14 protein-coding genes are annotated in these 15,000 nt (G+C 55.2%); 3 read left to right on the top strand and 11 right to left on the bottom strand.

Features of this window, described 5'->3' with window-relative positions; translation table 11 throughout:
- Positions 1-132: 132 nt before the first annotated feature.
- A complete protein-coding gene (locus FBAL_RS20555) occupies positions 133-1,443 on the top strand; it encodes a hypothetical protein (protein WP_013347210.1) in 1,311 nt (436 codons plus the stop codon).
- 225 nt (positions 1,444-1,668) lie between these two features.
- On the opposite strand, the gene FBAL_RS20045 is transcribed toward FBAL_RS20555, so the two are convergent.
- The 6 genes from FBAL_RS20045 to FBAL_RS18900 form a co-directional block, all read right to left on the bottom strand.
- Positions 1,669-2,466 carry a metallophosphoesterase gene (locus FBAL_RS20045; protein WP_013347209.1) on the bottom strand — a complete coding sequence of 266 codons (798 nt, stop codon included), beginning with the start codon at positions 2,464-2,466 and terminating at the stop codon, positions 1,669-1,671.
- A gap of 195 nt (positions 2,467-2,661) precedes the next feature.
- Positions 2,662-3,180: a hypothetical protein gene (locus tag FBAL_RS18920; RefSeq protein WP_013347208.1), complete on the bottom strand. Its 519-nt coding sequence runs from the start codon at positions 3,178-3,180 to the stop codon at positions 2,662-2,664.
- Positions 3,181-3,253: 73 nt separating this feature from the next.
- Positions 3,254-3,706, bottom strand: a complete 453-nt coding sequence (locus tag FBAL_RS18915) for a hypothetical protein (RefSeq protein WP_013347207.1) — start codon at positions 3,704-3,706, stop codon at positions 3,254-3,256.
- Positions 3,703-5,679: a site-specific integrase gene (locus tag FBAL_RS18910; protein WP_013347206.1), complete on the bottom strand. Its 1,977-nt coding sequence runs from the start codon at positions 5,677-5,679 to the stop codon at positions 3,703-3,705. Before FBAL_RS18910 ends, FBAL_RS18915 begins: the two co-directional genes overlap by 4 nt.
- A 6-nt stretch (positions 5,680-5,685) precedes the next feature.
- On the bottom strand, positions 5,686-7,557 hold the full coding sequence (locus FBAL_RS18905) for a hypothetical protein (protein ID WP_013347205.1): 1,872 nt from the start codon (positions 7,555-7,557) through the stop codon (positions 5,686-5,688).
- On the bottom strand, positions 7,554-9,116 hold the full coding sequence (locus FBAL_RS18900; protein ID WP_013347204.1) for a site-specific integrase: 1,563 nt from the start codon (positions 9,114-9,116) through the stop codon (positions 7,554-7,556). The genes FBAL_RS18905 and FBAL_RS18900 overlap by 4 nt, the downstream gene beginning before the upstream one ends.
- Before the next feature lie 101 nt (positions 9,117-9,217).
- On the opposite strand from FBAL_RS18900, the gene FBAL_RS18895 reads away from it, so the two are divergent.
- Positions 9,218-9,436 carry a DUF2956 family protein gene (locus FBAL_RS18895; protein WP_049779606.1) on the top strand — a complete coding sequence of 73 codons (219 nt, stop codon included), beginning with the start codon at positions 9,218-9,220 and terminating at the stop codon, positions 9,434-9,436.
- On the opposite strand, the gene FBAL_RS18890 is transcribed toward FBAL_RS18895, so the two are convergent.
- Positions 9,418-10,362, bottom strand: coding sequence for a LysR family transcriptional regulator (locus FBAL_RS18890; RefSeq protein WP_013347203.1), 945 nt, complete (start codon positions 10,360-10,362; stop codon positions 9,418-9,420). The two genes, FBAL_RS18895 and FBAL_RS18890, sit on opposite strands and share 19 nt — an antisense overlap.
- A 106-nt stretch (positions 10,363-10,468) precedes the next feature.
- Between FBAL_RS18890 and FBAL_RS18885 the strand changes: the two genes are divergently transcribed.
- On the top strand, positions 10,469-11,305 hold the full coding sequence (locus FBAL_RS18885) for an NAD(P)H-binding protein (RefSeq protein WP_013347202.1): 837 nt from the start codon (positions 10,469-10,471) through the stop codon (positions 11,303-11,305).
- 44 nt (positions 11,306-11,349) lie between these two features.
- Here the strand turns inward: FBAL_RS18885 and xerC are convergent, their stop codons facing one another.
- From xerC to lysA, 4 genes are read right to left on the bottom strand one after another with little or no spacing between them, the layout of a single operon-like run.
- The gene (gene xerC / locus FBAL_RS18880) at positions 11,350-12,240 is read right to left on the bottom strand and encodes a tyrosine recombinase XerC (RefSeq protein WP_013347201.1); all 891 of its coding nucleotides are present in this window, start codon (positions 12,238-12,240) and stop codon (positions 11,350-11,352) included.
- Positions 12,233-12,895: a DUF484 family protein gene (locus FBAL_RS18875; RefSeq protein ID WP_013347200.1), complete on the bottom strand. Its 663-nt coding sequence runs from the start codon at positions 12,893-12,895 to the stop codon at positions 12,233-12,235. The genes xerC and FBAL_RS18875 overlap by 8 nt, the downstream gene beginning before the upstream one ends.
- Complete coding sequence (gene dapF / locus FBAL_RS18870) at positions 12,892-13,719, bottom strand: diaminopimelate epimerase (RefSeq protein WP_216086799.1); 828 nt, start codon at positions 13,717-13,719, stop codon at positions 12,892-12,894. Before dapF ends, FBAL_RS18875 begins: the two co-directional genes overlap by 4 nt.
- A 36-nt stretch (positions 13,720-13,755) precedes the next feature.
- Positions 13,756-15,000 carry a diaminopimelate decarboxylase gene (lysA, locus tag FBAL_RS18865; RefSeq protein ID WP_013347198.1) on the bottom strand — a complete coding sequence of 415 codons (1,245 nt, stop codon included), beginning with the start codon at positions 14,998-15,000 and terminating at the stop codon, positions 13,756-13,758.

Genomic DNA, 15,000 nt, shown 5'->3' with positions numbered 1-15,000 from the left:
GAAAGATACCCATCTTTCGGCGGATGCTCCAACGACGTGAATTCATGACCTTGATGACAATAATTAACTAAATATGAATTGGTTAAGTGATTTTATGCTATTTGTCCCGCGACTAAATTCAGGATGAAAAGCATGTCGCAACAACTCAAAAGACTGTCCTATCCACTTCTACTGTCACTGATGCTCATCGGTTGTGGCGGTGGCTCCAGTGACGACACCCCGAACCCTACCCCGCCTCCGGTAGTCGATCCTGATCCGACTCCTGATCCGGACCCGACCCCAGATCCCGATCCGACTCCTGATCCGGACCCGACCCCAGATCCTGATCCTGATCCTGATCCGACCCCAGATCCTGATCCGGACCCGACCCCAGATCCTGACCCGGAAGTGGACGACACTCGCGTTCTGAACTTCCTGCGTGACGTTCAGTGCTCAAACGGTTTTAAGCAACCCGGTGCAATCTATGCGGGCAGCTGCACCGACATTGGACTGTACAGTTACGAAGATCGAACGCACCGATGGATCGGTAGCGAACAACAACCAGAGCCGGTAAAACTGTACTGGAACAACCACAACGGCGACATGGGCACCGATGCCGTGGTTTACCGTGCATACATTGACGCAGCTAACGAGATCAATGAAATCGTTGGCTTCGAAGCCCTCGATGTAGATGGCATCACCGCCTTCCCATACAACCACCTTGAAATGACAATGAACATTTGGGAGTGGGGTGGAGCCGGTCGAGTACAACGGGCGTACGAAGCAATTGGCCTCGAAATAGAGGGCTCAATCGTACTCTCACCGTTCGTAAATGAAGCAAATTGGGAGTCCAATGACTTTGAGGGAGATGTTGCTGCTGAAATCCCGTCAGAACGAGTGTGGGGACAAACTGGCCCGTACCCGTGGGATTTTTCACGTAGTGACTACATTATCAAAACTGCATTCAGTTTTGATAGCACCACGGGCCTTGTAGACCACGGTACGATGTGGACATACAACACCCCGGCGGATTGGTCATCGTTCACCTTCCCCGCTAATGTGAAGCAAAAGGTAAACATCATCTGGGCAATGGTGAACCATGCCGTTATTGGTGACGATTACGACATGCTGCGAGAAATCGCCTTCCACGAACTTCTGCACGCCCTCGGCTTCACTGGGCATGGCGAGAACCGTGGAGACACGGTTTACGATGATTTTACCGGCGAAATTGGTCGTCGTGCGCTGGAAGTGCTTTACAACAACCCTCCGGGCACCCTGTTCGAAGAGTTGAACTTTGAACTCGGAGACGAAGCTGCGATGGCTCGTCACACGGCTCAGGCAGCAGACTGGTATCGCACCCTGCCGTCAGCACAAGACGAAGACGGTAACTCCATCCAGTCCGTAAAAGAGCGCACTTGGATGTGTGGACAGGGCCACGAGCACAAAGCGGTGTTCACCAACTAAAGCAATCACCAACCAAGGGGCCGAATGGCCCCTTTCTTTATGCGAAAACCTCAGCGAAAAATAGCCCTTGAAATGATTCTTTATTGGTCTGGATTCGAGCAGTCATTCTGTATTTTGAGCTGAGCACATTGCGGATGTTAGGACACGTCTGAATCGTGAGCAGAACTTAGTGTTGACTGACTATTATTTTTTTGACGTCAACCTAAGAGAAGGGAGGGTGATATTTCAAACCGAAATGACAAGGTCAGGCTTAAACCATTGATTCTGCGGAGTCCACATATCTAGAGGATACCCTCTTGGATTACAAACTATTCTTGTTCCATGCACATCACGGTCTACACAGTTATGGAGGTGCCCATGGATCCAAAGTTCTGGCCTGTGCTGTTTAATGAGCTCATCAAGATCACTAGCGTACGCAACTGTAAGCAGGTCATTCTGATATCTAGGATGAATGCAGACGGGGTGAGGCGCATGATGTGTCACTACAACCGTTGGGCCGGAATGAGTAGTTGTTAGTGTCTTCTCTATATATTTTCTCGAGCTCAGATGTAATGACAGCGCATCATCGGGGAAGAACCTTCTCTGGCCCATGGAATCTGACATCGATATACGTCGATGATCATTCATCTTTTGCTCGGCGAGTCGCATACCGACTCCACGACTTTCTTCACCATGAACGCTATAGTCAGTCCACAGTGTCGTTCCAACAAAACGAACATTATCTATAATTACAGACTCGTCTTGAAGGCAGTAGGCATTCCCTAGTCGTTCTATAGCATTAAGCCATGCACTATGAGCGGTTTGCACCGTCAATCCATCTTGATAGTACTCATGATTCCCTAAAACCATTATTACCGCAGAGTATCGTTTGGAGACGGAGGAAAGCCAATCGATATAGGGTTCATCGAGGACCCCAATATCACCTGCGAGGACAAGAGCATCAGCTTCGACTATGGGAGGAATCCAGTCAGAAGGCTTATTAAAATGCTCTAAATGAAGATCGGACATAATGTGGACTCGCACTAAGTTCTCCTTCTCCTAGATTCGACTTCATTTGACACTATTACAAAGTATCAAAATAGAGCTTAGAAATCATCCAATTTAGGTGCCAAAAAAGGCTTAAAGCCTTCTGGAAGAAACGCCAACTTCCTTCTTACCCGAATCATCTCCCCGAAGCGCAACTGTATGGAGGGTGCAACTACAGAGTCACACTTAACCTCACGCAGAAGGCACATTGCATCCCTTAATCAACTCCTGAAGCAAAGCATCCATGGTTAATCCACGCTCTTTGGCTAGGCTGTTCAGGGCATCTCTTGTTCCATAGCGTACGGTGATTTTGGTGGGCTTATCGTCACCTCTCTTACTCCGCTCAGATTTGATTTTACGAACAGAGGCGTACAGCTTGTTAAGCTCTTTATCTGTGAATACCTCACAGATTAAATCCATCATAGCGGAGTACTCTTGAAAACGAATGTTTGCCTTTTCCTCATCTGTCAGAGAGCGTCGCTTATCTTTTCCTGCCCAGATTTGTGCTTTCGCATACAACTCTGTGCTATGAATTTTTCTCACTTTAAGTTCGAAATGATCCTTCATCTCGTATTTGTCACCATTAACGCAGTCATCATCAAGATAAAAAAAGTCTACAACCCTTTTGTTTGCCCAGTTTGAGAGGTAATAGAAATCAATAAGCCCCTCTTCATAGTGGCCAAGTAGCTTTTTTTTCATATTTTCTGACATATTGGTGTCCCTTTACCAATGTGAGGCACTCACAGTGAAAGTGAGATTTGTGAGTGCCTCACTCAAAATTCCATTAACGCTTGATTGGTGTCATAACGGAACCTTGCGCTTTAACTGTTTCTTGCAATTCGTAGTATCGGAATGACAGTTCTGAATAGTTCATCTCCAACTGCTTTCTTGCCTCAACCGCATTGTCACGCTCAGTACGGTATTTCTCTTTAAGCCTTTCAGCTTTCTTCAATTTGGCTCTGAGGACATCCATCTCCGACAACGGGGCATCAATCTCGATGTCCAGTCCAGATGCCAGTGCTTGTTCGCGTTTATAGTTGTAGTCCTCGATCAGCGGCTTAATCCGCTCCATAAACTCAGGGAACTTGTGGACATAGCCTTTGGCGAATCCAGCCTCATTGTTGATTTTGTTCAGTGTCAGCCTGCCGCTGGCCTTTACCTTAAGCGGCTTTCCCGACACCAAACGCTCAAAAGCCGCCTGTAATCGTGCCTCGGATAATTTCAGTTGCTCACTCATGCCATTACCGCCTTAATCTCATCCTTGAAGGGTTCAAAGTCGATATTGTGTTGGGTCAACGTCTGCTCCAAATACAAAATTTTCTGTCTTTCCCCCTCCAGAATGGAGGAGAGCGCGTAGTCCTCCATGGCGTTCATCTCCCTGAAGCTCTCGACCAGACTCCGGTGCTCTCTGGCTTTAATTCGTGCCCCTCGGTCTGTGATGATCTCGTGCTCACAGGGCTTGCTCTCAGTGTGGAATTGACTGATGGAGCACAGGCGCTCACAGGTGGGGTTGGTGCAGTAAGATCCAGTTGGGAGCATAACGATGGACTTGTCGCCACTTCTGACCAGAGCCCGCAATTCGCTGCGACTTAACAGGATGGTTTCACCCCTACGTAGCGCTTCCTCCTTGGACTTGGCAATGCGCTCTCCCTCCACCCCAGATAAGTGGCTCGACTCGTTGTACACCTCATCCAGCGCATCGACAGCCACATCTTCCATGGCTTCATCAAACATTGCCGTCAATTCGCCATCCAGCATGATCCCTTCCATGCGGGCCAGTTCGGCATTGTTGGCGTACCACCCAGACATCGAGAGGTTTTTGTGTTTGAACTGGTGCTTGATGGTCAGCAAATTCCCCAGTTTGTTCCGCACCAGAAAAACAGCGAAAGACCGCCGCATATCGTGAGGTGAAAACTTGGTGGAGTAACCGCCGACTTCCAGCTCTCCGGCTCTGGATGGGTTAAGCAAATCAAACTCTCGGACGTCATCAGCCGTTGCGGGTTGGAAATAGCGCTCTGCGTTAAAGCTTTTATCAATACTGCTCAGGTGATAAGAGGTACGGAGCTGGCCATCGAATGCCGTGTTGCGCAGGGCTGCTGGTATGAACGCAGCTCCCAATTCGACCATGGCGCGTTGATAGCGATCCTCATCAATACGTCCTTTGGCCCGATGCCGACTCAAAATTACCTTGTGCAGTTCTCGTGCATACTGTGTTGCGTCGTAGGCCAACTCCAGCGCTTGCTTGGCAATGGGATGGGTCTGCCAAACCGCTGTGATGGGTTGCCCTTCGTTACCTTTCGAGGTCAAACCCATCAGCACCGGGATACCGTCTTTTATCTGGTAACTTTTTGGATTCATCGAGACGAGTTCGGTTTTTCTTGCCCCGGAAAACAACCCCACCACCATAAAGCTGGCCATCACCAATCGGGAAACAAAGGTGGCATCCGAGTCGCATTTCAGCCCCGGCACGCTAGAACCAGCCTCAATTTTGCGTGCTGCTCTACAGCAACGAGCACTAGTCTTCACCTGTTCGTCATGTGTGAAATCAGTAGTACCACTCTCCACCAAATGTTGGTCATAAATGGCAAGCATCTGGCGTGTATACTCCATCATGCAGGTTGAGATTTCCTGTCGGTAAGGATGATATTTCTCAACAATTTCAACCGCTGCGGTCAACCAATGGGCATGCATGGCCGGAGGGAAAGCCACATGCTGTTGTTCGGTTTTCTCCACATGCTTCAGCACCACCATTTCCCGCTCTGTGGTATGGCGGGACGTCACCCCCAAGTCATGCAGTGCGTTAATGATCCCTGCAAAAGCTTTCAGAGTCTCGATACCGTATTTCCCCTTCAAAGAGGCTTTGCAGTCACGCCACTCCCAGTCATGAGAGAGTAAAGAGTAATCCGATTTGCCCCAGTGCTTGGCGATGCCCCATAACTTATCCTTGAACCTAGCCAGTGCGTGTACGGTGAAGTGATTGGCGCTCGACTGGGCTATTTTGTGCTGCATGTACTGGGCGGTCAGGCGCTGAATGTTGTGCCGGTGGGTCAGGTCAACCCCAGTGAATCGAACCTCCCGCTTTGGTTGCGCTAGCGCTGTGAAATCCCAGATTTCATCGTACAGTCGGGACTTACCTTCCCCCGCTGAATTGAACGAGACAAACGGGTTTTCTTCCTGCTCAGGCAGTACCTGATGCAATGCCATGTTCATCGATTCTTACCCCACTAAATACTGGATGCTGATGTGGCTCTTGTAGAGCGGGTGATATTCGGCTCGGTCAATCCGTTCGACCGCTTGCTGATATGCCTTAGGAGCCTTTTCCTGCATTCTTTGCAGGGTTCTTGCGATCACCGCTTCAATCATCCTCGCCTTGTCTTTTGGCGCAGAGTTTTTGGCGGGAATGTCTTCCATCCTCGCCAGTTGAGTCTGGAAGGACAGCATCAGCCAAATGTCCGTCTCAGAGGCGATCAGCATATGCTTATCGCAGTCATAACAGGCTAGGAAGTCGGTGCATTTTTCCGCTCCCTCTGACAGCGGGAACCCCATATTTTTTGCTTTCCGAGACTCGGACATCAGTTTGTCCGGGCTGGCTCCTTGGCAGCGGATACCCGAGGGTGTCAGTGTGGTTTTCGGGGCATTACCACGCATCAGACGTTGTTTGTAGTCATAGTCGGAAAGAATGTCGCTGTTGAGCACTTTTGCCTGTTGTACCGCCGCTGAAAATTCCTCACCCTTGGCAATGGCGTACTGAGCGTCGTTTACGGCTTTGAGGTTGTTTTCATGGTCACCTTGCACTCCACTGGTATACCTACGTTCAACGACCTTGACGGTGTTGTTTAAGCCCTGACTGACAATAAACACACTTTCGGTCGCACGCATCAGCATGTCCGCTTTGGTGTTCCTGAACTTGCTGGCAGAGATTGGGATCCCAACCACCTTTTCAATCACTAAGTTGATACTTTGAGGTCTGGTGCCACACTGGGTGAAATCCCAAACCTCGTTATTGCGAGTGAAATACGGGAACAGCGGCTTGCCCGCTGTTGGCTCATGGCCCATTCGCCGATAGATCTGCTTTGATGTCGAAAACCAAGCCTCGATCATCTCTTTGGTGTGTTTGCTAAGGCCCAAAGAGTTGTCGATCTCTTTGTAGCCAGCTCGGGCTTTTAGGCCACGAAAAATGTATCGCCCACCGTGGATGCTGGTAAATGTGACATCGCCAAATGTCATTGAGGCCAGCACACTGAAGTTCATGCCAGTGAGCATGAAGAAGGTGTACAGGGCGCAGCGGCTGGCATGATCGGCAATAGGCTTAAACTCAAGCTGCTGCGCTGTCAGAGCCGAGGACTGCAAGTATTCGCTCCCTCCTCGTTGCGATGGCCGCATTAAGTACCTCAGCCCCTTTTTCTTATCGGCACACTGCCTCGGCGACCAACCCTGCTCTTTGGCGGTGTTATTAAAGATCGCTTCGTCAAAACAGGGATGGATCTCCGGTATCGTGCCGTCCTCAATGTGCTTGGCGAACCCCGATTGACCCTTCCTCAGCACTTGGGCAACGAGCTTAATGGACGCAGCATCCAATGCCCCCTGTCTGCCGCTGGCTTCAGGTTTCTTCACTTTGGGCAACTTGCGGCGGTCGGCTGCTCGCCCCATCAAGCCGAGGCAATACTGTAGAAAGGCTAGAACATGCGTTGCTGCTGATGGTGCTTCCCCTGTTAATGCGAGCCTGTTGAAGTGTTTGAGGGCTGCATCCATGGTGTCTATATCAAACAGGTCGCCTGAATAATTGAAGCTATCGAGGTAGCGAAAATAGACTAGCCCACCAGTTCTAAGCTCAGCCAATGCCCGGTTAGGATTTGATTGCAGCAACTTGTGTAAGCTACGGATCTGGTCGTCTCGCTCCGCATTCACCAGCGCCTCGGGGTGCTTTTCGATCTGCCTCAGTGTTGGCACCCACCGATAGCGCAGACGCTTTAGGTGAAATGACCTCCCATTACTTGTGCGGAACTCCATGCCATCAATGGACAGGGTGCTGACACTGGCCGTTTTAACGATTTGGGTGGGTTCGATCCTGATGCGTCTGCGGCTCATTGGGCACCCTCCCAGTCATCGAATACCCCGGTGTAATTCAGAATGTCTTCGTAAATTTCATCCGCACTAGGATGGTCTTGCGCGATCTTCAGATACATCAAAGTGGTGTCGTAATTTTCGTGACCCAACAGGGAGGAAACCCGAGCGAGTGCATCGTCCGGTGTTATCGTTTTCAGGAGGTGGCGGAACACATTAACGGCAAAGGTGGCTCTTAAGTTGTGGAGCGAGCCAACGATTGGGCGCTGCACCCCCTCGGTGCGATTGGCTGTGTCCCGGACTTCTGTCCAGCGGTTGCTGAATTCATTGACGCTGAGCATCATCGGCTTACCCGTCTGTGAAATGAACAGGTAATGCCGATCTCGGTTAACGCCGTCATGCCCCTCAAACAACGCCGTGTTGCCTGATTCATGTTGCTGCTCACACCAGAGCTTAAACTTGGCCAGACGTTTCTTGTAACGCTCAGACTGCGTGTACTCATAGAGGGATTGCATCAGTTTGGCGGGAATGATGGTGGTACGTGATTTGTTGCCAGCCTCAGGCGTTTTCGTCCATGAGCCGTACTGATCGCCCACACCCAAACTCAATATCCCTCGTGTGAACACCTCCCGCCCCTCTTCAATCTTGGTGGCAGGTCGAACTATTTGGCCAAGGTGAAGGCTGGCTGCTTCTTCGGAACGCAATCCGGTGAAGCGACAAGTCATGAAGTGCAGAGAATACTCGATGGGGAGTGACTCCAACCTGCCACTTTTTCCCTTGCGAATAACTCGGCGTGATTTCTCGATGACATTGTGCAGTACTCGCCACTCTTCATTTGTGAATGGCTTGAGGTCACGACGGAGGTGGTCGAGCGATGTTCCACCGGAAAGGCTTGGTTTAGCGAACTTTAGGCGCAGATCTGTGGTTTGGATTTGCTTGGCGTAATGGCGTTTCATGCTCGTTGCGCCAGCATCGAGAAGTAGGCTGATGTTCTCGAACTCGAACGGTTCACCTGAGATCAGATGGGGGGAGCGATGGAGCCAGTATTTGTAAAAGCTTACAACGGCACTTAGGTAGCTCTTGGCCACGCTTTTGGCCATTGCCCCATCACTGGCTGTGGCAAGCTCTTTGAGTTTGTCGCGAAACTGATAAGTCAGGCGTTCTGACTTTGCGCGTGGGAAGTGGTTCCAGTCAGGACGCACATCCCCCCACTCGGGGTCGACATCGCCCCGCTCGAAGGCGGCATCCCACTCAGCTTGGCTATCCAGAACGAACTGGAAGTACATTGCCAATCCCTGTGAGTACCGATCCGACTTTTGTACGCCGTCATTGAGGTGTTTGCTGAGGATGAAGTTGTTGGCTACGTCAATGGGCTTAAAGGACAGCACCTCCCCCTTGTCGTTGTACGCAACCATGTTTAGCAGCGTGACCTTTTTGATCAGAGTTCCGCCAGTCTTCTGATCATGCGGGCTGTACACAATAACAACCTCACCATCTTCGTTGATGGTTGCGATTGGTTTTTTGTAGCGGCAGTTGGTGATGACTGAGGTCTCAACAACGCATCCTTGCTCGGTTTGAATCATGTAACCCACTCAATCCATTGGTAATGCCATTGAGTAAGATGTTAATGATAAATCACCACTTGTAAAGTCCGAGAATCATTGTTCATAACATTTCTCCTAGATTGGAGAAGGGCATCGCTGAGTACAAGAAGCAGCAGAAAGCCAAGGCCCGCGCCGCGGATAAGGCCCGCAAGCAGGCCCGACGGGCCAAAGCCCGCGATGCCGAAGAGGCGGAAGAGGTGGTCATGGAGGGGGCGGGCCCAGCCAGCTCAGGCCGAGTGGCATGGGCGTTGCTGGTGTTGAGCTGGGCAGGCTTTGCGGCTTACTTGCTGTTGAGCTGAGCCGGCTGCAATCGCATTTTGCCCTCACCATCACGAAGCCAGTCCCGCAGGGCGTCGATAAACAGGCGACTTCGACGAGGCAGTTGGGCCCGGGAGGGAAACAGCAGCGTAATGGCCAGTTGGCGGTATTGCCACTGAGGCAGCACCGGACGAACCCGCCCCTCGCTGACCGCCTGATTCAGGGTAAAGTGCGGCAACAGGCCGATCCCCAAGCCCTGCTCCACCAGCGTGGCGTTACCGGCAGGCGTATCGGTCCGGTGGAATACCGGCAGCCCGGCAGGTTGGCTGACCCCCTCATCATTGCTCAGCATCAGGGTGCTGAGATTGGGCATCCGGGTCATCTGAACGCCACGGTGGGCGGACAGGTCCGGCAGGCTCTCGGGGACGCCCCATTGCGCCAGATAAGAGGTGGCGGCGTACAGCCCCATGGGCAGTGCGCCCAGCTCGATGCCGACCATCGATGAGTCCACCGGCGTGCCGATGCGAATGGCGATGTCGATATCCTCTTCAACCAGATTCAATACCGCATCGGCCAGCTGAAGGTCGAGCTGAATGCCCGGATACTGCTGGCAAAAGCGGCTCAAAAAGGGACTGAGCACCTGCTGGGCCACGTCAGAGGTGGTGGTGAGCCGCAGTCGTCCCATTGGCTCCGGCCCAAGATCCTGCACTTCCCGCAACCCCTGACTGGCCTGGGGCAACAGGTCCCGGCAGTGGCGATAAAGCACCTGACCTTCGGCGGTGACGCTGAGCTGCCGGGTTGAGCGCTGCAGCAGGCGCACTGACAGGGCTTGCTCCAGAGCGGAGATCTGTTCACTGACCTTACCCCTCCCCAGCCCCAGCTTGCGCCCGGCGGCACTGAAAGAGCCTTGTTCGACCACCGTGGCAAATATCGCCAAGCGCCGTATCTGGGCCAGACTCTCCTGCATGACTTGTCACCTTTTCGGATCAATGAATTCCGGTTTGTCAGGATAATCTTTGCCAATGGATCGCGCCATACTCTCCGCCGTTGCCCCATTCGCTAGGAGAAACCTCATGACAACCGTCTTCGTTACCGGCGCGTCCGGCGCCCTGGGCCAGGCCCTTATCCAACAGTTGAGCGACACCGGGCTGACCGTGATTGCTGGCAGTCGTACCCCGAAACCGCAGCCTGGAATTCAGGCGGTGGCCTTTGACTATGACCGCCCGCAGACCTTCGAAGCTCTGAAGGGCGTCGACAAGCTGGTGATGATTCCCCGCCCGGCAGATGTCATTGCCGATCAGGTGATGATCCCGGTTATCGAAGCGGCCAAAGCCGCCGGGGTAAAACAGATCGTGCTGTCCACAGCATTGGGAGTGGATGCCAATGAGGAAGCGCCCCTGCGCAAGGTGGAGAGGGCGCTGTTTGCCAGCGGGCTGGATTACACCGTGGTGCGCCCCAGCTGGTTCTTCGATAACTTCCTGAAACCCGGCGAGGTGGCCAGCATTCGTCAGGGGGTTTTGGTGGCGCCGGCCAGCGACGGCAAAGGGTCCTTTATCGCGGCCCGGGACATTGCCGCGGCCATCATTGCCGCCCTGCTGGATTCCCGCCATAACGGCGCGGCTTACACACTGACCGGCCCGCAGGCGGTGACCCACGCCGAAGTGGCTGCCGCACTGTCGTCGGCATTGGGGCATAAGGTAAGCCACCTGGATATCGCGCCTGTCGAGTATGGTGCGCTACTGACCAAGGCGGGTTTGACGGATTCCCAGGTGGGTTTCTACCAGTTCCTGTATGAACTGACCCGGATCGGGGTGTTCGGTGCTGTGACCTCAGATCTGGAAGCGATGACCGGACAGCCCGGACAGGATCTGGCTGGCTTTGTCGCCGAGCATCTCGGGGCCTGGCAGTAAGGCAATAACACGGCACCCGGTTTGGGTCGGGTGCCGTCAGCCCATCACTTCTTTTTGGCGCGGGGGTGGGCGGTGTCGTACACCGAGGCCAGGTGCTGAAAATCCAGGTGGGTGTAGATCTGGGTGGTGGAGAGGTTGGCGTGGCCCAGCAGCTCCTGCACCGCGCGCAGGTCCTTTGAGGCTTCCAGCAGGTGCGTTGCAAAGCTGTGGCGCAACTTGTGGGGATGCACCTTGCTGTCGAGGGCCTGAGACTGGCCCCACTCGGTCAGTCGGGCCTGCACGCTGCGACGGCTGATGCGGCTGCCGCGGTTGGAGAGAAACAGGGCCGCACACTCTTTGCCCTTGAGCAGCGCGGGGCGCAATGCCAGGTATTTGGCCAGCCACTCAGAGGCTTTATTACCCACCGGCAGGATCCGCTCCTTGCCCCCTTTCCCCATCACCCGCACCTCACGATCTGTGAGACTGAGCTGTGGGCAATCCAGCGCCACCAGCTCCGCCAGACGCAGGCCGGAGGAGTAGAACAGCTCCATCATGGCGCGGTCACGGATAACCAGCGGGTCATCGTCATTCAGCTCCAGCAGGCGGTTGACCTGGTCCACATCCAGATTTTTCGGCAGTGGCCGCCCCTGCTTCGGCGCTTGCACGCCGACCATGGGGTCGTGAGTGAGGGTGCCTTCGCGCAGCAGGAATTTGATCAGCTGGCGCAGTGCCGAGAGGGTCAGCGACAGTGAGCGGGGCGACAGCCCCTGGCGATGCAGTTTGGCCAGCAGGGCCTGGCAGTGCTGGGTGCGCAGGCCTTGCCAGTCGGTCAGGCCCTGGGCCTGCAACAGCGGCAGGGCGCGCTCCAGCTCTTTGAGGTAGTTGCGTACCGTGTACGCCGAGTACTGACGCTCGTTTTCGAGGTAGCCCCGGAACGCCTGCAGTGCGTTATTCATTGGCCAGCAGTTGCTTGACCTGGTAAGTCAGCAGATGCTTGAGCTGGTCCAGCAGCAGGGTGTCCATGTCGGCAACAAAGTGGCCGGGGTCGTGGGAGGCGATGGCCACCACGCCGTGCCAGTTGTTGTGCTCACCCAGTCCGATTAGAGCCACGGAGCCGGTTTCCAGACCGACCATCAGCTGCGCTTCGGCCGCCGGCAGGCGCCCCAGGTAGTAGTTGTCACTGCTGAGGCGGCGGCGCAGGATGCCGTGCATCGCCTCGTGTTCAAACTCGTTGGCGGGACGAGCGACGTGCAGCCGAACCCGACCAAAGCGAAAGCGCTGACGCAGCTGCTCGGCCATCTCCCGTTGCAGTTGATCCAGCGACTCACAGGCCAGCAGATCAAAGATCAGCTTGCCGTAGAAGCGGTAGATCTCTTCGTTGCGGGCGGCGATCGCCAACAGCGAGGTGATCTCCTCCTCCAGCTGTCCGACCCGCTGGCGCAGCATCATCATCTGCCGCTCCACCAGGGACACCGTTCCCCGCTCCGGATGGGGGATGCGCATCGACACCAGCAGGTCCGGGTAGCGGGTAAAGAAGTCCGGATGATCCAGCAGGTACTCACGCACCAGGATCGGATCCAGCTGGCTGGGGTCGGTCAATCCATGACTCATAGTTCGATCTGTCCGTCGTAGACGTGTACAGCCGGGCCGGTCATGTACACCGGTTTGCCCTCGCCGGCCCAGCGGATGTGCAGACTGCCGCCCGGCAGATCCACCCGCACTCTGTCGCCCAGCAGGCCCTGGAACTGGCCCACTACGGCGGCCGCACAGGCGCCGGTGCCACAGGCCTGGGTTTCGCCGGCCCCCCGTTCAAACACCCGCAGGCGGATGTGGTTGGGGTTCATCACCTGCATAAAGCCCACGTTCACCCCTTTGGGGAAGCGGTCATGCCGCTCCAGCAGCGGGCCAACGCTCTCCACCGGGGCGCTGTCGATATCCTCCACCCGGATCACGCAGTGCGGATTGCCCATCGACACGGCGCCCGCCAGTACGGTTTGCACGTCGGTGGGCAGCAGATAGGTTTTCTCCACCTTGTTGGCGCGAAACGGCAGTGATGCCGGCTCGAAGTTGGGCACGCCCATATTGACGGTCACACGGTCCTCGCCATCGAGGTCGAGCACCAGTGGGCCGCCCTGGGTGGAGACCTGGATGCGGTTCTTGTGGGTCAGCCCCTTCAGCCGGACAAAACGGGCGAAACAGCGCGCGCCATTGCCGCACTGCTCCACTTCACTGCCATCGGCGTTGAAGATGCGGTAGTGAAAGTCCTGTTCCGGATCGTAGGGCGGTTCCACCACCAGCAGTTGATCGAAGCCGATGCCGAGGTGGCGATCCGCCAACTGGCGGATCTTGTCCGGCGACAGATAGAGGTTCTGGGTGACCCCATCCACCACCATAAAGTCGTTGCCGAGCCCGTGCATCTTGCTGAAATGTATCAAGTTGATACGCCTTAATCCTGAGGTTATCCGGCTAGTTTACGGCAGGAGGCTTTCGCCTTGCCACAGTTGTTCCACGGTTTCCCGTGCGCGGATCAGGTGGTGGGCGTCACCGTCCACCATCACCTCGGCGGCCCGGGGCCGACTGTTGTAGTTGGATGCCATGGTAAAGCCGTAAGCCCCGGAGCTGCGGACGGCCAGCAGGTCACCCGGCTCGATGCACAGTTCGCGCCCTTTGCCGAGGAAGTCGCCGGTTTCACACACCGGGCCCACCACATCGTAGGTCTGATGGGGGCCGTCGCGGGGCTCAACCGGGATGATCGCCTGCCAGGCGCTGTAGAGGCTGGGGCGGATCAGGTCGTTCATGGCCGCATCGACGATGGCGAAGTGGCGGTCTTCCCCGGTCTTGAGGTAGGCCACCTCGGTGAGCAGTACCCCGGCGTTGGCCATGATGGCGCGGCCCGGCTCCAGGATCAGGGTCAGGGGCCGGTTGCCCAGATGCTCGCGCAGGGCGCGGGCATACTCGTCCGGCAGTGGCGGCGATTCTTCGTCGTAACGCACGCCGAGACCGCCACCCACATCCAGGTGGGACAGCACAATGCCCAGCTCCGCCAGACGGTCCACCAGCGCCAGCAGGCGGTCGAGGGCGTCAATAAAGGGCGGCAGGGTGGTGAGCTGGCTGCCGATATGGCAGTCGGCTCCTTTGACTTGCAGGTTCGGCAGGCTGGCTGCACGCTGGAATACCTGCTCCGCCCGCGCCATGGCGATGCCGAACTTGTTCTCTTTCAGGCCGGTGGAGATGTAGGGGTGGGTGCCGGCGTCCACATCGGGATTGATGCGCAGGGACACGGGCGCTTTCAGGCCCATGGCACCGGCCACCTCGTTGAGGCGCTCCAGTTCCGCTTCCGATTCCACGTTAAAGCAGTAGATCCCGGCCTGCAGGGCCTGGCGCATCTCGTCGGCGGTTTTACCGACGCCGGAGAACACCACTTTGCCGGGGTCACCGCCAGCCTGGATCACCCGGGCCAGTTCCCCTCCGGATACGATATCGAAGCCGCTGCCAAGACGAGCCAGCAGGTTCAATACCGCCAGGTTGGAGTTGGCCTTAACGGCGTAACAGATCAGGTGCGGGTGGTCGCCCACCGCCCGATCAAAAGCGTGAAAGTGGCGCTCAATGGTGGCGCGGGAGTAGACGTAGCAGGGGGTGCCGTAAGCCGCGGCAACCTCGGCCAAGGGCACCTCTTCAGCGCTCAGCGCTCCCTGTCGATAGCTGAAATGGTCCAA

The organism is Ferrimonas balearica DSM 9799 (assembly GCF_000148645.1).
Classification (GTDB): Bacteria; Pseudomonadota; Gammaproteobacteria; order Enterobacterales; family Shewanellaceae; genus Ferrimonas; species Ferrimonas balearica.
This window is presented reverse-complemented; position numbering and strand designations above follow the sequence as displayed.